This window comes from Adhaeribacter soli, assembly GCF_008727925.1.
Lineage (GTDB): Bacteria > Bacteroidota > Bacteroidia > Cytophagales > Hymenobacteraceae > Adhaeribacter_A > Adhaeribacter_A soli.
Genome location: NZ_VTWT01000008.1, coordinates 151,532 through 175,896 on the forward strand (window position 1 = coordinate 151,532; position 24,365 = coordinate 175,896).

The 24,365-nt window shown below is 45.8% G+C and carries 24 protein-coding genes; 11 read left to right on the forward strand and 13 right to left on the reverse strand.

The genetic code is table 11. From position 1 onward, the window contains the following. Positions 1–8: 8 nt before the first annotated feature. Positions 9–1,034, reverse strand: coding sequence for a rod shape-determining protein (locus F0P94_RS15100; protein ID WP_150904735.1), 1,026 nt, complete (start codon positions 1,032–1,034; stop codon positions 9–11). 296 nt (positions 1,035–1,330) lie between these two features. Between F0P94_RS15100 and F0P94_RS15105 the strand changes: the two genes are divergently transcribed. Next, positions 1,331–1,747: a hypothetical protein gene (locus F0P94_RS15105; RefSeq protein ID WP_150904736.1), complete on the forward strand. Its 417-nt coding sequence runs from the start codon at positions 1,331–1,333 to the stop codon at positions 1,745–1,747. A 159-nt stretch (positions 1,748–1,906) separates the two neighbouring features. On the opposite strand, the gene purH is transcribed toward F0P94_RS15105, so the two are convergent. After that, entirely contained in the window at positions 1,907–3,439 is a 1,533-nt protein-coding gene (purH, locus tag F0P94_RS15110) for a bifunctional phosphoribosylaminoimidazolecarboxamide formyltransferase/IMP cyclohydrolase (protein WP_150904737.1), read from the reverse strand. 276 nt (positions 3,440–3,715) lie between these two features. Further along, positions 3,716–4,294, reverse strand: a complete 579-nt coding sequence (gene purN, locus F0P94_RS15115; RefSeq protein WP_150904738.1) for a phosphoribosylglycinamide formyltransferase — start codon at positions 4,292–4,294, stop codon at positions 3,716–3,718. A gap of 106 nt (positions 4,295–4,400) precedes the next feature. On the opposite strand from purN, the gene F0P94_RS15120 reads away from it, so the two are divergent. Next, positions 4,401–4,913 (forward strand): GNAT family N-acetyltransferase, encoded by a 513-nt coding sequence (locus F0P94_RS15120; RefSeq protein ID WP_150904739.1) that lies wholly within the window; start codon positions 4,401–4,403, stop codon positions 4,911–4,913. A gap of 508 nt (positions 4,914–5,421) precedes the next feature. Here the strand turns inward: F0P94_RS15120 and F0P94_RS15125 are convergent. From F0P94_RS15125 to F0P94_RS15160, 8 genes are all read right to left on the reverse strand, one after another. Beyond that, positions 5,422–6,222, reverse strand: coding sequence for a hypothetical protein (locus F0P94_RS15125; protein WP_150904740.1), 801 nt, complete (start codon positions 6,220–6,222; stop codon positions 5,422–5,424). Between the two features lie 368 nt (positions 6,223–6,590). Further along, a complete protein-coding gene (locus F0P94_RS15130; RefSeq protein ID WP_150904741.1) occupies positions 6,591–7,733 on the reverse strand; it encodes a BamA/TamA family outer membrane protein in 1,143 nt (380 codons plus the stop codon). A 38-nt stretch (positions 7,734–7,771) separates the two neighbouring features. Next, entirely contained in the window at positions 7,772–8,680 is a 909-nt protein-coding gene (locus F0P94_RS15135; protein ID WP_225307242.1) for a geranylgeranylglycerol-phosphate geranylgeranyltransferase, read from the reverse strand. Between the two features lie 88 nt (positions 8,681–8,768). Further along, positions 8,769–8,960 carry a cold-shock protein gene (locus tag F0P94_RS15140; protein WP_150904742.1) on the reverse strand — a complete coding sequence of 64 codons (192 nt, stop codon included), beginning with the start codon at positions 8,958–8,960 and terminating at the stop codon, positions 8,769–8,771. Between the two features lie 163 nt (positions 8,961–9,123). Beyond that, positions 9,124–9,621 carry a KdsC family phosphatase gene (locus F0P94_RS15145; RefSeq protein WP_150904743.1) on the reverse strand — a complete coding sequence of 166 codons (498 nt, stop codon included), beginning with the start codon at positions 9,619–9,621 and terminating at the stop codon, positions 9,124–9,126. Positions 9,622–9,658: 37 nt separating this feature from the next. Continuing rightward, positions 9,659–9,898 (reverse strand): Fe-S cluster assembly protein IscX, encoded by a 240-nt coding sequence (iscX, locus tag F0P94_RS15150; protein ID WP_150904744.1) that lies wholly within the window; start codon positions 9,896–9,898, stop codon positions 9,659–9,661. 97 nt (positions 9,899–9,995) lie between these two features. After that, entirely contained in the window at positions 9,996–10,325 is a 330-nt protein-coding gene (locus F0P94_RS15155) for a 2Fe-2S iron-sulfur cluster-binding protein (RefSeq protein WP_150904745.1), read from the reverse strand. An 824-nt stretch (positions 10,326–11,149) separates the two neighbouring features. Beyond that, positions 11,150–11,935, reverse strand: a complete 786-nt coding sequence (locus F0P94_RS15160; RefSeq protein ID WP_150904746.1) for a Rossmann-like and DUF2520 domain-containing protein — start codon at positions 11,933–11,935, stop codon at positions 11,150–11,152. A 252-nt stretch (positions 11,936–12,187) separates the two neighbouring features. Here F0P94_RS15160 and F0P94_RS15165 point away from each other — a divergent pair, with 252 nt between their 5' ends. From F0P94_RS15165 to F0P94_RS15190, 6 genes are all read left to right on the forward strand, one after another. Continuing rightward, positions 12,188–12,643, forward strand: a complete 456-nt coding sequence (locus tag F0P94_RS15165) for a cold-shock protein (protein WP_150904747.1) — start codon at positions 12,188–12,190, stop codon at positions 12,641–12,643. Between the two features lie 170 nt (positions 12,644–12,813). Further along, positions 12,814–13,287 (forward strand): hypothetical protein, encoded by a 474-nt coding sequence (locus tag F0P94_RS15170; RefSeq protein ID WP_191907060.1) that lies wholly within the window; start codon positions 12,814–12,816, stop codon positions 13,285–13,287. A 76-nt stretch (positions 13,288–13,363) separates the two neighbouring features. Beyond that, complete coding sequence (locus tag F0P94_RS15175; protein ID WP_150904749.1) at positions 13,364–13,726, forward strand: hypothetical protein; 363 nt, start codon at positions 13,364–13,366, stop codon at positions 13,724–13,726. Positions 13,727–13,807: 81 nt separating this feature from the next. Continuing rightward, positions 13,808–14,203 carry a hypothetical protein gene (locus F0P94_RS15180; RefSeq protein WP_150904750.1) on the forward strand — a complete coding sequence of 132 codons (396 nt, stop codon included), beginning with the start codon at positions 13,808–13,810 and terminating at the stop codon, positions 14,201–14,203. 131 nt (positions 14,204–14,334) lie between these two features. After that, positions 14,335–14,859 carry a DUF421 domain-containing protein gene (locus F0P94_RS15185; protein ID WP_191907061.1) on the forward strand — a complete coding sequence of 175 codons (525 nt, stop codon included), beginning with the start codon at positions 14,335–14,337 and terminating at the stop codon, positions 14,857–14,859. Positions 14,860–14,897: 38 nt separating this feature from the next. Continuing rightward, on the forward strand, positions 14,898–16,127 hold the full coding sequence (locus F0P94_RS15190; protein WP_191907062.1) for a DUF2254 domain-containing protein: 1,230 nt from the start codon (positions 14,898–14,900) through the stop codon (positions 16,125–16,127). Between the two features lie 464 nt (positions 16,128–16,591). Here F0P94_RS15190 and F0P94_RS15195 read toward each other — a convergent pair whose 3' ends face one another. After that, entirely contained in the window at positions 16,592–18,055 is a 1,464-nt protein-coding gene (locus F0P94_RS15195; RefSeq protein WP_150904752.1) for an alanine/glycine:cation symporter family protein, read from the reverse strand. 481 nt (positions 18,056–18,536) lie between these two features. Between F0P94_RS15195 and F0P94_RS15200 the strand changes: the two genes are divergently transcribed. The 3 genes from F0P94_RS15200 to F0P94_RS15210 all read left to right on the forward strand — a co-directional run bounded on the left by F0P94_RS15200 (position 18,537) and on the right by F0P94_RS15210 (position 21,530). Further along, positions 18,537–19,181: a T9SS type A sorting domain-containing protein gene (locus F0P94_RS15200; protein ID WP_150904753.1), complete on the forward strand. Its 645-nt coding sequence runs from the start codon at positions 18,537–18,539 to the stop codon at positions 19,179–19,181. Positions 19,182–19,494: 313 nt separating this feature from the next. Beyond that, positions 19,495–21,090 carry a MutS-related protein gene (locus tag F0P94_RS15205; protein WP_150904754.1) on the forward strand — a complete coding sequence of 532 codons (1,596 nt, stop codon included), beginning with the start codon at positions 19,495–19,497 and terminating at the stop codon, positions 21,088–21,090. A gap of 161 nt (positions 21,091–21,251) precedes the next feature. Further along, positions 21,252–21,530, forward strand: a complete 279-nt coding sequence (locus tag F0P94_RS15210; RefSeq protein WP_150904755.1) for a hypothetical protein — start codon at positions 21,252–21,254, stop codon at positions 21,528–21,530. A 151-nt stretch (positions 21,531–21,681) separates the two neighbouring features. On the opposite strand, the gene ccsA is transcribed toward F0P94_RS15210, so the two are convergent. Further along, positions 21,682–24,282 carry a cytochrome c biogenesis protein CcsA gene (ccsA, locus tag F0P94_RS15215; RefSeq protein ID WP_150904756.1) on the reverse strand — a complete coding sequence of 867 codons (2,601 nt, stop codon included), beginning with the start codon at positions 24,280–24,282 and terminating at the stop codon, positions 21,682–21,684. Positions 24,283–24,365: the final 83 nt, after the last annotated feature.

A 24,365-nucleotide genomic window follows, 5' to 3' on the forward strand; every position in this document is an offset into this window, starting at 1 on the left:
AGAGCTGCTTAGGTCAGCAGTACGTTTTTAAAACCTTCAATATTTTTAATGGCCGTACCCGTACCCCGCACCACGGCGCGCAACGGATCTTCGGCAATGTGGATCGGCAGTTTGGTTTTAACCGCTAAACGACGGTCGAGGCCGCGAAGCAAGGCGCCGCCACCGGTCAGGTGGATCCCGTTGTCGTAAATATCGGCGGAAAGCTCCGGCGGCGCTACTTCCAGCGCTTTCAGAACGGCTTCCTCAATTTTAGAAACCGATTTATCGAGGGCAATAGCAATCTCCTGGTAAGAAACTTTAATTACTTTCGGAATACCGGTCATTAAGTCGCGGCCTCGGATCTCGTAATCGGCCGGCGGGTTTTCCAGGTCGCTCAGGGCCGCACCTACTTCAATTTTAATTTTTTCGGCAGAACGTTCCCCGATGAGCAGGTTGTGCTGGCGGCGCATATGGTCCAGAATATCCTGGTTAAAAACGTCGCCGGCAGTTTTAATGGACTGGTCGCAAACAATGCCGGAAAGCGCGATTACGGCAATTTCGGTCGTTCCGCCCCCGATATCCACGATCATGGAGCCGATCGGCTGTTCCACGTCGATGCCGATACCAATGGCGGCGGCCATCGGCTCCTGGATCATCCAGACCTCTTTGGCGCCGGCGTGCTCGGCCGAGTCGCGTACCGCCCGTTTTTCAACCTCGGTAATGCCCGAAGGAATGCAAATTACCATGCGGTGCGATGGCTGGAAGAAACGGCTGCCGGTATCGATCATCTTGATCATGCCCCGGATCATTTCTTCGGCCGCGTGGAAATCGGCAATTACCCCGTCTTTTAGCGGGCGGATGGTTCTGATATTGTCGTGGGTTTTTTCGTGCATCTGCATCGCCTGCCGTCCCACGGCCAACACCTTGTTCGAAATCCGGTCTTTGGCTATAATGGATGGCTCGTCGACTACAATTTTATCGTTATGAATGATCAGGGTATTGGCCGTACCCAAATCTATCGCTATATCGGAAGTAAGAAAATTGAAGAATCCCATTTAATTTGGTCTTTAACAACACAGAATTAAAGCAAAAAGCTAAAACCCCGTATTTATCCGGTGCAAAAATAAGCAAATTCCCTGAATTTCGGAGTGCTATTTTCAATTACCTTTACAGGCATTCCCTTAAACTACATCCTGAAAAAGTTCAGCAACTAACCCGCCGGGCCCGGCACCGCAACACAACTTGGCCTTAGCCTTACAGCAAGCTAAACCAAATTGAAAAATATTTATAATACCGGACCGGAACCCAGAACAAATTCAGCTATTAATTGTACTTTTGTTAAAACTAAATTATGGTGCAAACGCTCGATTATACTTTACAGGAGTACCGGCAGGATCTAGGCATCATTTTTTTCCGTTGGCTGATGCCTGCAGACACCGAACAACTGATAACCGGCTACACGCAAGTACTGGAAACCACCGACTTCGACACGACCCACTGCTGGCTTTTCGATACCCGCCGCCGCGGCCCGGCTACGGCAGAAGCCGAAAGCTGGTATTTTCAAACGTATATTCCCAGACTGGTTTCGCTGCTGCAAAAGCCGCATTACATTGCCGTACTGCACACCCCCACGCATTTTATTCACTTGCGCGACGTGATTGGTTTCGACATCTTCCTGAAACACACCAAAGGCACCCTGCTAACCATGGAGTTCTTCGAATCGGAACAAAAAGCTGTGGAATGGCTAAAGGCCACGCAGGAGGCATAGATTTTCCATAAACAGTATAGAAATTCAAAAAAAAAGTAAAGCCGCTTCGGAATACCCGGAGCGGCTTTACTTTTTCAGCTGAAATGGTAGCGTTTTCAGATAAAAACCTCCCATGCCTCAGAGACTTGGGAGGTTTAAAGAATTGTAATTCAGAAAGAATTAGTGTTTGAAATGGCGCACGCCGGTAAATACCATGGCCATGTTGTGCGCATTGCAGTAGTCGATGGAATCCTGGTCTTTTACCGAACCGCCGGGTTGCACTACCGCCACAATACCGGCCTGATCCGCAATTTCAACGCAGTCCGGGAAGGGGAAGAACGCATCGGAAGCCATTACCGCGCCGTTCAGGTCGAAACCGAAGCTTCTGGCTTTTTCGATGGCCTGGCGCAAAGCATCTACGCGAGAGGTCTGGCCTACGCCACTAGCCAAGAGTTGATCTTCTTTTGCCAGAACAATGGTGTTCGATTTGGTGTGCTTGCAAACTTTGGCGGCAAATACCAGGGCGCGTTTTTCAGCATCGGTTGCCTGGCGTTCGGTTACCGGTTTAAAGTCGGCTTCGGTTTCGGTTTTCAGGTCTTTGTCCTGCTCAATTACGCCGTTCAGCAAAGTCTTGAATTGCTTTTTGGAAAGTTCTACCGGTTTCTGTTTCAGCAGGATGCGGTTCTTTTTCGATTTCAGTAACTCCAGCGCATCAGCGGCAAATTCCGGCGCGATCAGCACTTCAAAGAAAAGCTTGTTCAGTTCTTCGGCCGTTTCCAGATCGATGGCTTTGTTTGAAATAATTACGCCGCCAAACGCCGAAACCGGATCGCAGGAAAGCGCATTCAGATAAGCTTCTTTCGGCGAACCGGCTACGGCTACGCCGCAGGCATTGGTATGCTTCAGGATCGCAAAAGCCGGCTTATCGGTGAATTCAGCCATTAAAGCCACGGCGGCATCTACGTCTACCAGGTTGTTGTACGATAACTGTTTGCCGTTCAGCTGCTCGAACAGGGCTTCCAGGTCGCCGAAGAAAGTTGCTGACTGGTGCGGGTTTTCGCCGTAACGCAACGGTGTAGCCTGACCAATGCTCTGCTTGAAAGCCGGTTCGTTCGCAGCCGCGCCGTTCAGGTAATTGAAAATGTGGGTATCATAGTGCGAAGAAACGTTGAAAGCTTTGGCAGCAAATTTCTTGCGGTCTTCCAGATCGGTTGCGCCGCTTTTGCTTTGCAGCAGTTCCAGCACCTCGGTGTACTGAGAGCGGGAGGAAATTATGAGCACATCGTTAAAATTCTTAGCCGCCGCGCGGATCAGGGAAATACCGCCAATGTCGATCTTCTCGATGATGTCCTGTTCGGAAGCGCCGGAAGCTACGGTTTCCTCAAACGGATACAGGTCTACAATTACCAGGTCAAACGTCGGAATTTCGTATTTGCTCACCTCCTGCTTATCGGAATCGTTCCCGCGGCGATGCAGAATACCACCGAACACTTTCGGGTGCAGGGTTTTTACGCGCCCGCCGAAAATTGCCGGATAATCGGTCAGGTTTTCTACGGCCGTAACGTTGGCGCCAAGCTCTTCCAGGAAGGTCTGGGTACCGCCGGTTGAATAGAATTGCACACCTTCGGCTTTCAGGAAATTGATAAGCGGCTTCAGCCGGTCTTTGTAATAAACCGAAACCAGGGCAGATTTAATTTTAACGGAATGAGTCATTGTATAATGTGCTAATTATTTAATGTGGTAATGTGCTATTTTTTTTATGTGCCTAATTTATTGCTGTTTCGGACATCTGTGTCCGAAACTAATCCTGCCGCAGACATCTATGTCCGCATACCTGAACACGGGGACACGGATGTCCCCGGCAGATTGCTTCCGGACACACATGTCCGGAAGAGCAGTTTATGTAGCGTAAGGTTTAAACCCTACGCTACGGGTATTTTAAAAACAAAAATGGCCGAAGGTTTTTCAACCGTTCAGCCATTCAACAATTTAACCTTTTAAAAGTCTTTCAATGGTGGGCGCAAAGTGCTTGTGTTCCAGTTCTAAAACCCGCGCGGCCACTTCTTCGGCAGAATCTTCCGGCGACACGTGGCAGCGGGCCTGCAAAATGGCCTCGCCTTCGTCGAAGTGTTCGTTTACGTAGTGGATCGTAATGCCGGACTCTGCTTCCTGAGCAGCCACTACGGCGGCGTGCACGTGGTGCCCGTACATGCCCTTGCCCCCATATTTCGGCAATAGGGCCGGATGAATGTTAATGATCTTATCCGGGAACTCTTTCACAAAATTTTCCGGAATAAGCCACAGAAAGCCAGCCAGTACGATCAGATCAGGATTGAATTTTTTAACCTTTTTTAGTACCGTTCCGTCTTTGAATTCGGCGCGGGTAAAAGTAAAGGCCGGCACGTTGAAGTTTTCGGCACGTTTCAGGGCGTAAGCTTCCGGATTGTTGGAAAAAAGGGCCGCCACGCGGATATTCGGGTGATGCTCGAAGTACTCAAAAATGCGCTGGGCATTGCTTCCGGAGCCGGAGGCGAAAAGGACAAGGTTCTTAAAATGCGTGTCTGCCATAGAATGAAAAGACAAGCACAAATATAGCCGTTAAAAACGGGGAAAACCGCGCCCGTGCCGAATAAAAATTGTTTCGTTTAACGCTTTCCCGTTTATTCTTTCCGGAATGAAAATTGAGACCGAGAGATTCCTATTGCGCCCCTGGCAAACCGGCGACGAAACGGCCCTGGTGAAACACGCCAACAACAAAAAGATCTGGCTGAACCTTCGCGATTCGTTTCCGCACCCTTATACCCCGGAAGATGCCCGCACCTGGGTACAGATCGCCAGCGATGATCCGAACATCCTGAACTTTGCTATTGAGTTTAGCGGCGAACCCATAGGTGGCATGGGGCTAGCCCTGAAAGATGATATTTACTACCGGAGCGCCGAAATTGGTTACTGGCTGGGTGAAGCTTTCTGGAACAAAGGAATTGCTACGGAAGCAACGAAGGCGTTAACGCGGTTCGCCTTTCAGCACTATGATATCTGCCGTTTATACGCCGGGGTATTTGCCTACAATAAAGCTTCTATGCGGGTGCTGGAGAAAGCCGGTTTTACCCTGGAGGCCGCTCTGAAAAAAGCCGTTACCAAAAACAAGCAGACCGTTGATGAATATATTTTTGCGGTGGTGAAATGATTTCCTGAAGGATAGTGATTGGAATTATGAACTGAATTAGGGTGTCATTCCGATCGAAGCCGAGGAAACTATTGGTTACTACTATGGCATTTGAGCATTCCTGAGACGGGAGTCGAAAGGACCCAGCGTAGCTGTAATAAATGCTTTTCGTTCGGGTTCGGTACGCGATGGTTCCCTCCACAAGGTCGGGATGACCCAATAATGTTGCTTATTTTGACGGATATGGTGAAAACACCCCTCTGCTCCCCTCAAAGGCCGAGCTGTTTCATTCTGACTAAAGAGTATCCCCTTCTGCATTTATAGTGGAATTAGCTGCCTGCTGCTCTTTGCAAAAACCGCTTTTTTGAGGCCGTTGCCTCACTGAAGTTACAAACTTCAGAGTATTTATAGGTCTAAGTTATAAACTTAGACCAGCATTTTAGATACTAAAAACGACTATGCCGCGGTAGAAAGCAAAAAGCCGCAATAGAAAATCTCTTGCGGCTTTTTACCTGAATTGCATAGCGTTTTATTTGCCGCCGTTCGCTCTGAGGTCGTTGAGACAGTTCTGATCCAGCACCGGCATTCCGGTTCCAAGTAAATTCTGAATTACATCGCCGGTTTCTACGCCCCAGTACATCAAACAGTTTGTATTTGTACAGTGATGTACGTGGTCTGTATCGTGGTGATTGGTTTGCATCGTACTTCCCAGGTTTACCAGACCAAGAATATGGCCGAGTTCGTGCTGCATTACTACGGTTTCCAGCATGCTACGGCTTGGCTGTCCCAAGCCGCCCGATAAATTCTGAATGGTCTTCTCAAACAGCGCCATGGATGTATTGCGGTAGGCTACGCCTAAAACCTGGCTGTTCTGGCTGTCTTCGGAATAGCGACTGTCGGCGAAAAAGAAGTAAATGGCAATGGCATCGGAAGTGGTATATTCCTGGCGGTACTTTTCTTCAATGGCGGCAATATCGTTTACGGTGTAAGCTGCTTTACCGAAGGAAGAGGCCGGCAGCGGGTTCAGTTTTACAGTAATGCCGTTGGGTTTATTCAGGCGCTGCTCCATAAAACTTTTCAGGTTGTTAACGGTAGCGTTTTGCGGCTCAAAACCCTGCACGTACTGAATTTCCAGAATAACTTTTTTGAATTTATCGGCCGAAAGCAGGTCGCGGGCACTGGCGCCAACGTTCTTTTTATTCAGGAGCCGGTCCTTGTTGAAATTCTTCGGATCGTCGTCGTCATTGCCACAGCCTGATAGCAAGAGGGCCGGCAGCAGGATGTAAAATAAGAAAGAACTGATTTTTGCGAATTGCAGATTGGTAAACATAAATTGTATTCAGGATAAAAAAAAGAAGCCGTTTAAAGCTACTAGAACCGCTCTACGGCAATCTTTTCTTTAACGTTGCGCCTGAACCGAATATTTCCCGGAATTTAATTATTAGAAGACGTTACGCAAGCAGGAGAAAAGCCCCCATTTGGAGGCAGAACTGTTTGATTCCGGGAAACTCTCCCCTTGAGGGGAGCTGGAGGGGTGTTTACACTTGCTGATTTTATCAAATAACGTGTTTACACCCCTATAATCCCCTCAAGGGGATAGTCATTAGCCAGAATAAAACGGTTCTGCCTCCAAAGTGGGAACCTCAAAAAACTTGCGCAACCTCAGTAACAAAAAAACACTGTTCGGGTTTAACAAATTTAGAAGGCTTCGCCGATGGCGAAATACAGGCCGCTGGTGCCGCCGCTGCCAACCGCATAATCGATCCGGATATTGATCTTTTCATTGGTGTTCAGCATGAAACGGTAGCCCAGGCCGCCGGCAGTTTTGGTTTTGTTCAGCCCGAAACCGGAAAGCTTCTCTCCTACCTGGCCGGCCGCGCCGAAGAGAACCAGGCCGTGCCGCTTTAAAACCTGCAAGCGGTATTCGGCCTGGGTTTGCAGCATTTGCTTGTCGCGGAAACGGCCTTCGTAAAAGCCCCGCAAATTCCGGTGGCCGCCGAAATAAGCCAGTTCCCGGAACGGTGCATCGCCGGCTTCGAAAACTCCTTTGCCTTGTATGGCTACTACCTGCCGGTCGCTTAAGGGAAAATACTTGCGAAGGTCTATGGTGTTGCGGTTGAAACTGAATTCGCTGCCGATACTTTTCCGGTTAAAAAAGCTACCGATCTCCAGGTAACTGCCCCGCGCGGCATTAATAGAATTATCGCGGCTGTCGAATAAAAAGGCCGGGCCTATTCCCACAACCGTGTAGCCGTTAAGCTCCCCGGCCGGACGTTCGTTCAAAAGACTTTCTTCCGAATCAAATTCAGCTTTTCCTACCCGGATCACTTGGAACTGCCCGCCCAGGAACAGGTTCTTTTGAAGCTGCTTTACAAGGCGGTTTTGCGTGTAGAGGAGCTTGTAGGAGATCAGGGATTTCTGGGTTTCGCGGTTGGTGTTGCCGGTGCCGTAGTAGAAGATTGGCGCATCGAAGTAATTGGTTTCCCCCAAAATAGCAAAGCGTTCGCGGCTGGTATAAATGGTATAGGAAAGCTGAGCCGAGGCTTGTTTTTTGGTGGTGTAGTAAACCAGGAGTTGCCCGGTGGAATTTCGGGTAAGCGAATCGGAACCGAAGTTATAAACGGGTACCACCAAAGCACCATACCCAAAGCCGGTTTCCGGCGAAGAAAATAAAGCCGGGAATGGCGTAAGGCTCAGCTTCTTTTCAGGCTTGGCCGTTTGCAGGGTATCGGCAATGGCAAAAGCGCGGGAAACTCCTGCCAGCAGCAAGATCGTTAACAAGCTTACAGTTTTCAGCATGGCAGCAGTAGCATTTTCAGGTTCAAATCCGGGTTTCTGCATTCAATTTACGACTTACGCGACTGAAATGCCAGCACTTTTTAAAAGCGGAAAAACAGCATGGAAAGCATACCGGCCAGCATCATGAACTTGCAAAGCAGACTCAGATAGGCAAAGTGGCGCTTGCGGTCGGCCCGTTGCAGCCGCCAGGCAATGACCAGGCCGGGAGCCAGCACGGTAAGGCCTAGGTAAACGCCGAAAAAAGTATCGTTACGGCGGTAAAAACTGGCGGCCAGCACCAGGGTAAAAAATAAAATAAAGAGCGCGTATAAAACGGGTTTGGTTTTCCGGATTCCTAATACAATAGGCAGGGTGCGGCAATCGTGGGCGGCATCGCCTTTCATGTCTTCCATGTCCTTGATAATTTCCCGGATAAGCGTACTTACAAAAGCAAATGCGGCATAAGCAAAAATACCGAGGTTGCCGGTGTTGTTGAAAATGGCCAGTACCAGTACCATGGCGGCCGCCAGAATGGCAATAACCAGGTTGCCGGAAAACGGCCTTCTTTTCAGGTCGGCGGAGTAGCCCCAGAGCAGCATGACCGAAATAAAATTAACCAACCCGACCTTTAACGATAGCAAAGCGCCAATGCCTACTCCCAGGGCTGAGAGCAGCAAATGCGACAGCATGGCTTTGCGGCGCGTAAGGTCTTTGCCGATCACGATGCGGTTGGGTTTGTTTATGGCGTCAATTTTCAGGTCGTGGTAATCGTTAATGATGTAGCCGGCAGCCCCGATCAGGGCTGTAGAAAGGGTAAGCAGCCAGAAACGGCCGGGCAAGGCTTCCTGCAAAGGCAACTCCGCAAATAGCAGGCACGACTGCACCAGCACTTGGCTCAGCACCATCATGAGCAGGTTGGGGAAGCGAATAAGGGTCAGAAAGTTGCGCAACGTATTATTTCCGGATATTGAATACCGGTGTAAAGATAGCGGGAAAGTAAATGGATTCATTTATTTTGAAAAGACGCCGATAAACAAAAAAACCCCTCTTGCGAGGGGTTTTCGTGCAGTAGTGATGATGATGAATATATTCAGTTCCTTAAACGCGCTTTACGTTTACGGCATTAATGCCTTTCTTGCCTTCCTGCGTGTCAAATTCAACTTTATCGTTCTGCTGGATCTGGCCGTTCAAACCAGTTACATGCACAAAAAAGTCTTCTTTGGTGTTGTCGTCAGTAATGAAGCCGTAACCTTTTGACTCATTAAAGAATTTTACTGTTCCTGTTTTCATAAAAAAATAAACTTAAAAAATTGATGATGAATAATTAAATAAACGTTGTTAACAGGAGTAAAATTAGGAATATTTTCCAAAAGTGCAACTCTTGTCCGAATTATTTAAATATAAAAACAAGTGAACAGCTGAAATATAAGGGTGATATTTTCGTTTTAACAGGTTACCACTCCTGATGGCTTTTTAAAACCAGCTCGATTATTTCCCGCACCGCCCCTTTTCCGCCCCCGGCATTGGTAACATAATCGGCCACGGCTAGAATATCGGTGGCCGCATCGGCCGGCGCAATGGCAATGCCGCAATGCTGCATCACTTCCAAATCCGGCATGTCGTCGCCCATGTAAATTACGTTTTCCGGGTCTATTTCCTGCAGGTACAGGTAATTCTCGAACACGTCCAGCTTATTATCCACGCCCAGATAAATATCCGATACGTCCAGCGATTCGAGCCGGCGGCGCACCCCTACTTCGTTGCGGCCGGAAATAATGGCTACTTTGTAGCCCCGTTTCAGGGCGTGTTTTATAGCGTAACCGTCTTTTATATTAAAAGCCCGCACCTGCTCGCCATTGGCAAAAGCCAGCATGGTGCCGTCGGTCAGTACGCCGTCTACGTCCAGTACAAAGGTGGTGATGGCGCTGAAATCGGGCAGGTATTTATTCATGTTGCGAAAAATTCAGGGAAACAGCTATGGTTACGCGTTACTGGTTATCGCGCCACTCGTACACCCAGGCGGCCTGGATCTGCTCCAGATGGCCTTCGTTCGATTCTTCGCGGGTTCCGGAAAAATTCGGTAAGCTCAGCACCCATTCCAGCAGGTCGGTAAAGCGGATGCGGTAAATCTTCGATTCCGTAAAATCATCGCCGAACTTCTCGTACAGCGCCATAGCGATGTCTTCGTAATCGTTCCAGTGAATCGGCGGTTCAAAACTCTTATTCATTTTCTTAATTGTTGATTGTTGATTGCTAATTGTTGATTGACCGCATGTTGTAAAAATCTATTAACAATCAGCAATCAACCATTCAGCAATTTAAATATTAGTGTCCCAGGAAATCCTGGTTCGGGATGGTTACGACCAGGTCTTCGTTGCCCTGTACAACGCACTGGCAGGCCAGGCGGGAATTCAGGCGCGGATCGATGGCGCGGTCGATAAAGTCTTCTTCTTTTTCGGAGATCTCGGGCAGGTCGTCCATGCCGGCTTCCACGTAAATATGGCAGGTACTGCAGCCGCAAACGCCGCCACAGTTGTGTTGCAATTGTATATTATTATCGAGGGCCACATCCAGCACCGATTCGCCTTGCACACCGGAAAGCGTCTGATCGGGTTTGCCGTCGGAAAATTTAAAGGTTATATTAACTGATTTCATTATACCGGGTAAAATCCAGGTGCAAAGGTAGGCAACGCGCCGCCCTAATCAAAACCGCTTTTGCTTTCCGGCTTTTCCGGCCTAATTCCTACCGTTTCTGACCATAGTTGTCGCTTTCATCTACATTAAAATATTAAAAGTGCTCAGAAAATGAATGGTGGCTTATAATATTAGAAGTGTAGTTACAAACTGACGGTTAGGCAAGTTTTTTTGAGGTCCCCCTTCAAAGGGCATGGCCGTTTCATTCAGGGCAACTCTCCCCTTGAGGGGATCATAGGGGTGTCAACACGATATTTGATAAATATCAGCAGGAGTAAACACCCCTCCAGCTCCCCTCAAGGGGAGAATCCGGCAGAATGAAACGGCCCTGCCTCCAAAGCAGGGCCGTTTCATTCTCATAAAAATTTCCCTTGGCCGGTGTCGCACAGGTCAAAGCTCTGCTGTTAAATGTACAGGCTATTTACTAATTAACTTCGGAAGCTGTTTCTGAGGCTGTCGCCTCACTGAAGTTGAAAACTTCAGATCATTAATAGGTCCAAGTTACCGCTTCGCTCAAACTTGAACCAGCTAATATTAGAATGAAACGGCCCTGCTTTGGAAGGGGCAGGGTGAGACCAGGAGAATTATCTGATCATTTTGAAAATCAAATAACGTAAAATCCTCCCCCTACCCCTCCAAAGGGGGACTTTTCTCTTGTTGCGCAACATCGGATACAAACCACCCTAAGGTTGTGATAAATCAAAAGAATGAAACGAATCTGCTAATTAAAACCATTTTCCTATTCGGAGTTTTTCGATTGAATCACTACCGTTTCCACATGGAAATCAGGACTTTTGCTGAATGCTTTGGGTGAGTAAGCGGTAAATTTCCTGGTAGCCGGTTTCGTGCTGCAACAGCTGTAAATGTTCCTGAATGGTGGTTTCGTCGCGCCTCACCGCCGGACCGGTTTGTACGGAGAATGGCTCCTGGGAAAAAGCTTTCTGAACCGTAGCTTCCACCAAAGGCTTCAGCATTTGAAAATCCAGTTCCCTTTTTTGGAGTATTTCGGAACTGATCCCCAGCAAATGATTGGTGAAATTGCAGGCAAAGACGGCAGCCAGGTGCAGGGTTTTCCGGTCTTGGGAAGAGACATCGTACACTTTTTGGCTCAGGCTTCCGGCCATTTTTCGGAGCAAAAACATAGCGTTTTCATCGGTAGCTTCGAGGCAGAAAGGAATATTTCCGAAATCGACCGGTGTATTTTTGCTAAAGGTCTGCAAGGGGTAAAATACTGCGCCTCTAATTTCCGGGCTACTTTCAAAAACGCTCAGGGGCTGGGTTCCGGAAGTATGCGCCACCAGGCTGCCCTCCGGGAAAACCGCTTGCTGCAAAAGTCCGGGCAAGGCCGTATCTTTTACCGCCACCAGGTACAGGTCGGCAGGTGAATTGGTGAAATCGGGTTTATCGGTGGACTGGGTAGCTTTTAACGCCTTGGCTAAGGTTTGGGCATTTTCTAAAGTGCGGCTGTAAACGAGCACAACTTCGTGGCCGGCTTTTTCCAGGGCCGGCGCCAGGTGCCAGGCCATGTTTCCGGCTCCCAGCATTGCAATTTTATAGCCAGGCTTTTTCATGCGGAAAGATAGCGTTTTGGCGGCAAATATTGCGTTATACTAAGGAAAAACCATTTTTCGCGGGAATAATTAACATCCGATCATTTTATTTAGTAATTTAAGGGAATTACAGGATCTGCATTCCAGGCGCTGCCTGCATCTTTCCTGATATTCTGAGAAATTACCAATTGGCCTACAGGCCCAGAAAGAAAAAAATTCGTACATCCCGGCAACATAAAAGCCGTAAAGTAAAATAGCAACTAAAATTAAAATATGGCCAGATCACAGGAAACATTTAACAAAAAAGAAAACGAAAAAAAGAAGCAAAAGAAAAAGCAGGATAAGGAGCAGAAAAAGGAAGAGCGTAGAGCCAACGCCGAAAAAGGGAAAGGCTTGGAAGACATGATGGCTTACCTGGACGAAGATGGCAATATAACTTCTACGCCGCCGGACCCGAACCGCAAAAAACGCGAAATAAACCAGGAAGACATCCAGATCGGGATAGCCCGGGAAGAAGACCGCCCGCCGGTAGACAAGACCCGGAAAGGCACTGTTACGTTCTTTAACGATTCGAAAGGCTACGGCTTTATTAAGGACCACGACACCCAGGAAAGCATTTTTGTGCACGTAAACGCTTTAACTAACCCTATCAAGGAAAACGACCGGGTAACCTTTGAAGTGGAAATGGGCCAGAAAGGTCCGACTGCGGTAAGGGTGAAACTGGTATAAGCCAGCAACATAATTTTTAAAATAGAGGAGGTGCGGTTATTCAACTGCGCCTTTTTTGTTTTAAGTTTTCTCTCCGCTAAACTGGTGTTTTATCGGAAGGTGAGCATTTCTGCCTTCTGATTATTTTGTTATTTTTGACTCTGCACCTACGTTTATCCGACTAACGGTGGTTGGATAAACGTAGTAGTGTTGTTTATATGGTAGTTGGTGGTAATACAGGAGTAATAAAAATAACAATGATAGAAGATAAAGTACGAAGACCTTTACAGATTGACTTTATTAATCCGAGAGAAATTAGGATGGGCTCTCTGTATAATCTCTGTGAAATCAGGTTGTCAGGCGGGACTAACATAGAATTAGAAAATAATGCTTGGCAAGATTTGGCTCTTTGGTCTGATGATAATAAATACCTAATTCTGGTCAAGTGGAATCTTGAAAAGAATGAGCCAGGGTTTCATTTTGTAACATTTGATATTGCTACAGGTGAAAAAGCAATTAGTGAAAGAATAATGGGCTGTTTAAATTCAATGGATTTTAAAAATGGGATAATAAAGTATAACAAATTCCTTTATACTGGGCAAAAGACTGAAGACGGTGAATTGATTGGAAATATAGATGATGAATATACTTTACAACAGTTTTAAATAAGCACTTCCACCAACAAAAGCTAAAAACCATTAAAACGTTTTTTAGCCCAGCCGTTGAGTGTAATTAGAATTAATGAAAAAAGTATCAGCTATAATTTTGATAGTCTGCTTATTTGTAGGTTGTGGGCAAAAGGATGATAATTCTCAAGCTATTTTAAATGAGAATGAGGAAAGGATTATCTGCGGAAACGACTTAGAACAACAAGGATTAGCTAATAATACTTGCCTCGTTTGCCATACCGACTTAGGAATAGATGATGTACTTACCACTCGGATAGATTTATTTAAAAGAGGTACTGCAAGATTAAAAAAGGATATTTATAGACTAAAAGAAAGTAAAGACCCGCAACACGCACAACTTTTGGACACTTTGACCACCAGTGAAATTAACTGTGTCGTTGATTACCTTATGAAGTTTAAAGAAACACAGCAATAAGAAACAAAAATAACTAAACTCAACAAAACCGATAGCATATTAAAACGTGCCATAGCCCAGCCGGTTGTGGTGCATTAAATAATGAAAAGGAAAAGAACATTTATAGTTATTGGCCTATTAGTCATCTTAATTTCACTATTTATAACCGACCCAGTTTTCAATCAGATTGTTAAGTATTATAACCAAGAAGTTCAATACGAATGGCGAATTTTCAACAATCTGTTTTGCTATTTAAAAACTGCTGGACATTGCTATACAAATGAAGTAAATAGAACAAATGCTGAAATTGAGCTTTACAGACGGCTTCTAGACAATTACAATGGACAGGAAAATATTGAAAAGAAATTGTCACAGGTTGTAAAATCCTCTTACCGATTCGAAAGAACCTATACAGATTTAACAAATAGCCAAACAGTAAAAATGGATTCTCTTTTAAAATACAAGGACCAAATTTTTGCTCCCATAGTTTTAAAATAGAAAACCGTACCACAACAAAACCTAAAGCACATTATAACGCGCCATAGCCAAGTCCGTAAGCAGCAAACCATTAAACATCTCACTGCTTTTAACGGTAACATATCAGAGGGAGCTAACTAAATGCTTAGACTATGGACAAAATATTTTTCAGCGATTGGCAAAGTCTCATACGCATCTTCATTATATCTATTGCAGCTTACCTGGCATTAGTTTTCATCCTGCGGATATCCGGAAAGCGAACATTATCGAAAATGAATGCTTTTGACCTGATCGTAACCATAGCCCTTGGCTCTACGCTTGCCACGGTCATCCTGAATAAAAATGTCACCCTTTCAGAAGGCGTACTGGCATTTACATTACTGGTATTTTTACAGTACATTATTACCTACTCGTCGGCCCGAAGCAGCCGCGTAAGCCAGCTGGTAAAATCGGCCCCTACATTAATGGCGTACAAAGGGGAATTATTGCAGAAGAATATGCGCTCGGAAAGAATTGATGAAGATGAGGTTTGGGCCGCTTTAAGAAAAAAAGGCTATAGTTCGCTGTCTGAAACGGATGCCGTTGTTCTGGAAACAGATGGAAGCCTTACTGTTATAAAGCGAATTACAGATCCGGAGGCGCCAGCCGTCAAGGTACTCTTAAAATCGGCACGGTAACTTCCAATTAGTAGATTCCGTTAGAAAAACCAAAAAGATTGTCTGCAAGTATCTGGCTTAAGCAAAAGACAAGTAAGGTTTATAAAAGCATCGCTTTTATTCCTTTCCTTGTGGTCTTATTTTTCCTTCTCCTCTCAGTTTCAATGATTTATCTGGACTATTCAGATACAGGGAAAGATTTAAAAGCTGCTACAAACTGGATAAGACTCAAAGACCCATCTACCGCCCGGACCATTGTTTCTGTAATTGCAGCCGGTTTGATATCGCTCACTGTATTCAGTTTTTCAATGGTGATGGTTGTTCTGAACCAGGCTGCCTCCCAACTGTCTAACCGGGTTCTTGATAAATTAGTCGGCAACCGGTTTCATCAGTTTATCATTGGATTTTATATCGGCGACATTATCTACGCGCTGCTGCTATTAACTTCGATCAGGGATGTAGAATCTGGTATCTATGTTCCGGCACTTAGTACGTATTTACTTATTTTACTTTCGGTCTTTGCTATATTTCTGTTTGTTCTATTCCTGCACTTCATTACGCAGACTATTAAATACACTACCATCATCAGGCGCATTTACAAGCAAACGCTTGTTTCGATGAAGGAATCATGCTTTCTGGAAACCGAACCTGACATTGCACCGGCCCAGCAAGGACACCCGGTGTACTCAGACAGAGCAGGCGTTTTCGAAACATTTGACCGGCAGCAAATGGCAAAGCTTGCCAGGAAAAATAATTGTGTAATAACTTTCAGGTATCCAACAGGGCATTTTGTGCTTGAAAACGTCCCGATTGCAGACGTGTATTGTTTAAAGGAAACCGTAACGAAAGAGCTTGAAAGCCATATTCTTTCGAACATCTCACTGGTTGATGAACCTTCTGTTGACATTTATTTTTACTCAGGCTTCAGACAGTTATCGGAAATAGCCATTAAGGCGCTAAGCCCGGGCATCAACGACCCCGGAACTGCAGCAGAAAGTCTGCGGGCATTGTTTGCTTTGCTGGCGTACCGGTATAAACACTTTCCCGACAACAACATCAGAGACAAGCATGGAACAGTAAGGGTTGTAACAAAAGAAATGTCTTTTGATGAAATCTTTCAGCGCTACATTGTACCAGTGTGGGACTATGGCAAAGACGACAGAAACATCCGTAACCAAATGATTGACCTTCTTTTGCAGCTACAATACATTGGTAAAAGTGCTACTACCCAAAAATTTCTGGCGCAAATTCAGAGAAAACCATTCCGGGAAGATGAATACCCTGCGTGACAGTAGATTTACTTTGCTATGAAATTTGAAAGGCTCTTGTCCGAACAAAAAGGGCTGCTGCTAACAATACATTTCTGCAAAATTGACTGAAAGATGGCTTAACAAAACCAAAGTATGTTCAAGTTTATCAATTAAGTAGCAGGACTAAAATAACCGCATAATTAGTGCCCGAGCAAATAAATTATTAGAATTTGCTTTATGGGATTTGTAATCCCGGCTTAACCGAGCCGTGGAATTTGTAAGCCCACTTTCTAAAAGTTAACCTTGCAATGCACCAGAAAGAAGAAACAAGTGAATAATCTTCTGAATTATACACCCTTGCTTATTTTTGGCCTGAATTCTAATATCCAGCTACCAATATCTTTTTACTTAGTTTAACTGGCAGGCCACGGACTTCCGCCATTGCAGAAATGCATTGTTTGGCAGCAACCAAACACAAAATTCATCACAGCCAGAAGATCAGCTTATTGGTTTATATAAACTTTCTGAACCGGCAAGTCGGCAGGAGTCTGCCATTCTTCGGCACCTTTAATGCCACAGGCTGCTGCATCAAAACGGGGGTCAAGCCCCAGCTTGCGCTGGCGCTGGTAATCTTTCAGTGCTTGCAGGGCAGGTTTCTGCAGTAAAAAAATGGCAATGATGTTCAGCCAAGCCATTACACCAACCCCAATATCGCCAAGTACCCAAGCCGCTTCGGCTGTTTTTACGGAACCATAAAATGTTGCCAGCAGCATCAGGCCTCGTAATGCCCATAGTTTCCATACCTGCAATCCCCGCTTGTTCAGGTAGCTCAGGTTGGTTTCTGCTATGTAGTAATACGCCATTAAAGTTGTAAAGGCAAAAAAGAAAAGCGCAATAGCTACAAAGGGCGCTCCCATGGCCGGAAAATGATAGCCAATGGCTTGCTGGGTATACTGGGCGCCGGCGCCTACGCCCGGAATATTCTCGACGTGAAAGCCGCCCGCCGGATTCGCAACATTATACTGACCGGTAAACAAGATCATGAGGGCGGTGGCCGTACACACGAAAAGCGTATCTACATAAACCGAAAACGCCTGCACCAGCCCTTGCTTGGCCGGGTGAGTGACCTCGGCTGCCGCCGCCGCATGGGGTGCAGTTCCCTGGCCTGCCTCGTTTGAGTAAATTCCCCGTTTTACTCCCCAGCTAACCGCCATGCCGAATAAGCCGGCAAAGGCCGGTTCCAGATCAAATGCCGACCGGATGATCAGGCCAAAAACTTCGGGTACCTGGTGTATGTTCATCAGGATTATTACGGCAGCCATGAGAATATAGGCAGCAGCCATGAAGGGCACCATCAATTCGGCAACCCTGCCGATCCGCCTCACGCCGCCAAAAATGATAAAGCCCAACAAAACGGTTACCGCGCCACCTGTTACTGCCATAGGAACCGAAAAGGCATTGTGCATACCAGAGGCTATGCTGTTGCTTTGCACGCCCGGCAAAAAAACGGCAGTGCTTAGGATAGTGGCAACAGCAAAAATAACGGCGTACCATTTCAGCCCCAATCCTTTTTCAATATAGAAAGCCGGGCCGCCGCGGTACTGACCGTCTTTTACCTGCTTGTAAATCTGCCCCAGGGTTGCTTCGATAAAGGCAGAAGCGCTGCCCAGGAACGCAATTACCCACATCCAGAAAATAGCGCCGGGTCCGCCCATTGCAATGGCCGTAGCCACGCCGGCTATATTGCCGGTTCCTACGCGGCCTGCTATAGCCAGCGAAAATGCCTGAAAAGAGCTAACTCCCTTAGCAGATGCCTGTCCCTGAAAGAGCAAGCGGATCATTTCCCCAAAATGGCGAACCTGCAAAAAGCGGGTGATAACTGAAAAATAAACTCCGGCTCCAAGACAAAGTACAATAAGGGCGTTACTCCAGACTACATTATTAATTGCGTTTATGATATCTTCCATTAAGCATAGAAATTTGAGCAAAGCGATGGTTGAGCGATGACGACACTCAAAAAGTGGCCAATTATGCGCTTCCAGGTATTTATTCCAGGTTCCGCCCCCGACAGAACAATCTTTTCCAGTTATTTCCTGCTTTTAAAGGCCGTCAGGGCAGCCTTTCGATGCGCATTAAGCATGCAACAGTGGTAAAAACCAGGTCTTTAATAAAGACAAAAACGGAAAAGTTAAGCAATATAACGAATTAGCCATGTAATTGAAAGGATTTCCGGCAAATGGAATAAAACAAGGCTTGCACAGAAATAAGATAAGAAGAAGCTATTTCACGCTTTTAGAACAATAGCGAAAACTGAAGCGCCATTTTCCACAATGCCATTTTTGCTCTTTTATAAAGGGCCGAACTTTTACAAACACAAAGCAACGAACACGCTGCTAATTCCGACTTGATTAGAAACTGGCTTATTATTTCACTTTAAAACAGGGTCCTATGCGTAAACTTCTACTATTCTTCGTTTTCTGGTTTTACTTATCTCCGGTTATTTCCCAGGCACAGGGTATCGGTCCCATGCACCTCCGGTACCATAGCCCGGGCGTGACCAACCATCTGGAGCTGATTGCTCAGGTGATGATCCCCTCTCAACCTTCCTATCGGATCAGCCATGATTCCTACATCAGCAACGACACCCTTTATGTAGCTACCTGTTATTTTGCCGGCATGCAAACCGCCCCCATAACGTTTACCGATACCATTTCGCTGGGCTCAATAGCTGCCGGCATTTCTACGCTTCATTTTAAGATTTCTGATTCTGTATCTCCGCAGTGTATAGTGGTTAGTTCAGTTACTAAAATTCAGCCCTTTGCAATTCTTGGACCTACCGGCATAAAAAGCGACTTAGAAAAACCAGTCCTAGTAATTTACCCCAACCCGGCTAAAGATTTACTTTTGGTAGAAAATGCAGCGATCAATGCTTTCGCGATCCGGGATATTTCGGGCAGGCTGATCCGAAAACAGAATTTCTTCCCAGAGCTGGACCGGAAATTAGATGTACGTTTTTTACCGAAGGGAATTTATTTACTGGAGCTTCATACGCTTAACGGCTCTGTACTTACCAAAAGACTGGTAAAAGAATAGTAGAAATAAAAAACAGATTTTACCCTTAAATCCTACCGTTTTCTTTGCTTCTGAAATAAAAAAGCCGCTCCGAATTTCTTCCGAGCGGCTTTTTGCCGTCATAAGATACCGTTTTTAGGCAACCATGGCTTTCCATTTCTGCGGTTTGGAATTCTGAAGTCAGCAGTTAGTTTAGTTAAAACTAATTGAAATGTTATTTCTTGCTACACCATTTTTGTTTAGTTTGCATCTTAACAGCACCCAGCAAATGAGATTAATACACTGGTCAGGGTTTATTTCTGCTGAATTTTGCTGAGAAGATAAGAAGCCCAACATGTTCAGATCGAAAGAGAAAGCCTTAATTCTGAAAAATTGCCATCAGCAGAAAACCGATACCTTTTACTTCGGCAAAATTGAACGCTACTTTTTAAAAAGCGACAAAGTAAGCTATAAGCAGGTAATTTCCGTGAAAACCTTTCAGGACCTCGACTTAGATGAAATTTTTATGCTAGCCGACCGGACTATTTCCAGGGTTGGGCAGCAATTCCTTTACCATGTTCTAAGAACAATACCAAAAGATGAAACAAGAACAGCAAGGTTTGAAAGCCTTAAAGAAACTTTCCGGGCAGATGCAGCGCTGAAGCAAACCACGCTGAACGAACTTTACCGCCTTCGCAAACCAGAAGCTTATTACATTGCCTCCTTATTCCAGGAAGAGCATATTCAGAAACCCAAATGGTACCGGCTCATTCCAGTACTTTCGGTTTTGAGTTTTTGCACGGTTTTGCTTACTGTTTTCTATCCGCAATTTTTGTTTCTGCTGCTCATTTTGGTAGCCGGCAACTTTATTATTCATTACTGGAATAAAAATAACCTTTACCAATATGCTGGTAGCATCCCGCAATTGCTCACCCTGAACCAGGTGGTCAAGAATCTGCTTAAAACCAATGCCTTTCCCCAAACCGAGAATGTAAAGGAAGCAACCCGTTGCCTGGATGGTCTTGGCAAACACATGCGTTTTTTCACAGTAGAAGCTAAAATGCAAGGCGAATTAGGCCAGCTTAGTGAAGCAATTTCTGAATTAATAAAAGCAATGTTCCTGCTGGAACCGATCATGTTGTTTCATGTACTGCAGAAACTGGAAAAGCATCGTACGCAAATGGAGACGCTGTTTATTTTTGCAGGGGAAATCGATACCGCTTTATCCATCGATACTTTTGGTAGCAGCCTGCCTTATTTTTGCAAACCGGAATTTACCCAAGACGCCGAAAAATATTTAAGCGCTGCTGAACTTTACCATCCTTTAATTCCGGATGCAGTCGCCAATTCCATAATTCTTGAAAACCAGTCGGCCTTACTAACCGGTTCCAATATGTCCGGGAAGACCACTTTTATCCGGGCTATCGGGATCAATGCCATTTTTGCACAAACGTTAAATATTTGCTTTGCCCGCGAATTCAGATTACCCCGTCTTAAGATATTCTCGGCCATTAGAATTTCCGATGACCTTTTAAGCGAAAAGAGCTACTATTTTGAAGAAGTAAATACCATTAAACAGATGCTGGAAGAAAGCCGTACAGGCTACCCAAATCTGTTCCTGCTCGATGAATTATTTAAAGGAACGAATACCTTTGAACGCATTGCGGCCGGCAAATCGGTACTCAGCTATTTAAGCAAAGAAGCCAATTTTGTTTTTATTTCAACCCACGACCTGGAACTGGCGGATTATCTGCAGGAAACTTATAACCTTTACCACTTCACCGAAACTGTAGCAAACGGTACTATCTTATTCGATTACAAAATTAAAACCGGCAGACTGAAAACCACCAACGCCATCCGGATCCTGGAACTGAATAATTATCCGGCGGAGATTATTGAAGAAGCGAAAATGTTAGCGGAAACGATGAGAACCGTACAGGCGCTGAACTAGAAAACCCGAATGGTTCCTAAAGTTTTATTTGTCGGGTAAAAGCAGGCTGAAGGAAATGGTTTGTTATTTTCAACTATGCTCATACGTTTATTCGCCTAATGGTAGTTGGATAAACGTAGTTATGTTGTTTATTTGGTAGTTACCTGTCATAAAAAATATAATTGAGAAGAAATCTTAAAATTTTAGTAGTAGCAGTTAGTACTGCTATATTAAATGACTTAATGATAAGGTATGGTTATAAAGTCCTCGATTATACCTTTATATTTATTTGTCAAATAACTATTGAGTTTATTGCTGGTTACCACATTGGAATTAAAAATAAAGCCATAAAGAGTGAGAACCAAAGAGCAATTGGGATAGGATTGATTATTGGTGCCACACTGACAATAATAGAAGGATTGATTATTCTGGTTAATATCATGAAAAATTGGCGTGGTTGAAAAAAAATAGAACTAATAAAATTACAAAAGGTAACCACACATTTACGATAGCTCCGCCACCGCAAAGCCAAGTCCGTTAGCAGAGATAAATCAACCAAAAAAGCCGCTCCGAATTCCTTCAGAGCGGCTTTTTTGGTTCTATGAAATCAGCTTAAGCAACCATGGCTTTCCGTTTCTGCGGTTTGGAATTCCGCATACCGTCTTCCGGGGTTTTGCCTTCTACGTAGCGGCGGTAAATGGCTAAACAGAAACCGCCGGTCATTACGAAAACGCCGATCCACATGATGCTGATGAACGGTTTTTCCATGGCTTTCATAATGATGTAGTCTTTCTGGGTAGTTTCTACGCCGAAGCTGAATTTGTTCTGCACCGGGTCGATGTTGTTGAACGTGATCCGCACGCCCAGATCATCCACTTCGTCCGGAATGCGGCCTACCAGTTTGTCTTTGATCACGAAAACCGGGTGGATGTGGTATTCCTTGTCTTCGCCGAAGATCTTCATATCGGCTTGTACGGCCACGTCGCCGGCAGTCAGGTTCAGGTCTATGCCCTGAACGGCATTGGTTTTCTCCAGACCATAAAGCACAGCCACGTAATCGTTAATAAAGATCGTATCCTTGATCCCGATCAGGTGTTCTTTAACTTCGCTCCAGGTTCTTTCTTCGTCCGGTTTCGGAATAGAAGAAACGTGGGTGTAAAGGTCGCGGTCGGCAAACACTTTCACATCCGGAGAAGCTAAAAGGCCCATTTCCGGGTTTACCTGGGCGCGCGGCCACAAGGTAAATGTTTTGCCGTTTTTCTGCTGGTATTCTACCTGGTAATAGGTATTTTCCGGGTAAATTTCTACAGTATCGCCGGTTTTGTGCACCACCTTGCCGTCAATTTTCAGGTCGGTGCGGGCAAGCGCTTTGTACGGATCGTGGGTCTGGAAGAGCACCTGCTTGTTCACGTAATCCGGGAAATCTTTCACTTCCAGGAACTGGCCTTTGTAAGTTACTTTATACCCGTTCATTTCCAAGGGCTGGTTGCGCCATAAGAGCACGTTGTCGCGGTTCATTTCATCCGGGAATTCGCGGGAATAAAGCAGGCCCGACATGTTTTCGGAAACTACTTTGGAATAACCGGAAGAATACAGAATGCCCAGCAGGATCATGGCCATCCCGATGTGCGCAATGGCGCCGCCGGAAAGCGTTACTTTCTTCTGGATCAGGGCCAGCATCATGCTCAGGTTCGAGAACACGGCAAACAGCGAGGTTACCAGCAGCACTACATAGATCCATTCTTTGGTTACATCCGTAGCCGGAATCCAGCCCATTTTACCGGAAAGCAGCACCAAGGCCGAGAACAGGAACGTAAGAATTAGCGGAATGGATAAGGCATTACTGATGCTTTCCTTGTCGGTTTTACGGTACCAAAGCACCTGCGCAAACCCGGACAGTACGGCAATACCTACCCCAACCCAAAGCTGGAATTTGGTATAGTGCCCGATCTGGTCGGCCGGCAGGGCAGCATTGGTTTTCAGCCCGATAAAGCCCATAAAGGAATTATAAACCGGAATGGAAGTGGTAACCAATACCTGGAACGCGCCCAAGCAAAGCACAGCCGCGCCAATGAAAACCCAAAGCTCCGCGCTGTAAGTAGTAAGTTCTTTCTGGGTGGCCGGAATGCTTTTCCAGCGGTAAATCATCAGACCGGCTGCCAGTACCACGAAAGCCGCCATATAAGTAAACAGCTGACCGGATAAACCTAAGTCGGTGAATGAGTGTACGGAAGCATTGCCTAAAATTCCGCTGCGGGTAAGGAAGGTAGCGTACAGCACCAGCAGGAACGAAACAATTACCAGCAGGTACGTGGTGCGTAATGCCGATTTGCTGCGCTTGTAAATGACCATGGTATGGGCGGCCGCAATTAAAGTCAGCCACGGAATGTACACCGCATTTTCAACCGGGTCCCAGTTCCAGTAACCGCCAAAGTTCAGCGTTTCGTAAGCCCAGTAAGCACCCATGATAATACCCACGCCCATGATCATGGCTGCGAATAAGGTCCACGGGAAAGCTGGTTTCAGCCATTCTTTGTATTCGCCTTTCCAGAGTCCTGCAATGGCAAAAGCAAACGGTACCAAAGCAGCGGCAAAACCTAAGAACAGGGTTGGCGGGTGAATAACCATCCAGTAGTTCTGCAGGAGCGGGTTCAGGCCGGTACCATCTTTGGGAATAAAGTTCGGATCCAGTTTAAATACCGGGGCATCGGGCATGAAATCGCGCATCAGGATAAAAGGCGAAGAACCGATCTTCAGGTCGCCGATCACTACCCCCAGGATCATGGAAGTAAGGAAAAGCTGCACAAACGCGAAAACCGCCATGGCCGGCGCTTCCCATTTGCGGTTAAATTTTATCAGCATTAAGCCTAAAAGCGTATGCCAGAAGATCCAGAGCAGGAAGCTTCCCTCCTGGCCTTCCCAGAAACACGAGATCATGTAATGGGTGGGCAAATGGTTGGAAGAGTGGCTCCAGGCGTAATGGTATTCGTAGCGGTGGCTGTAAATAATTTCGAACAAACTGAAAATGATGCCGAAGACCGCAACCACGTGCACGATAAAAGCACCGCGGCCCAGCAATTTCCAGTCCAGGCGATCCTGCCCCAGGGGCTGCCTGAAAGAGGCCATAAAATAAGCCAGCGCCGAAACGATTGCCGCAACAAACGCCAGGATCACGCTAAAGTGCCCTAAATCGCCGATAAATGTATTGATCATTATTGATATAGTTATGAGTTAAAAGTTATGAGTTATGAGTTAAACAGCTATGAACAACTCATAACTTTTAACTCTGAACTCTT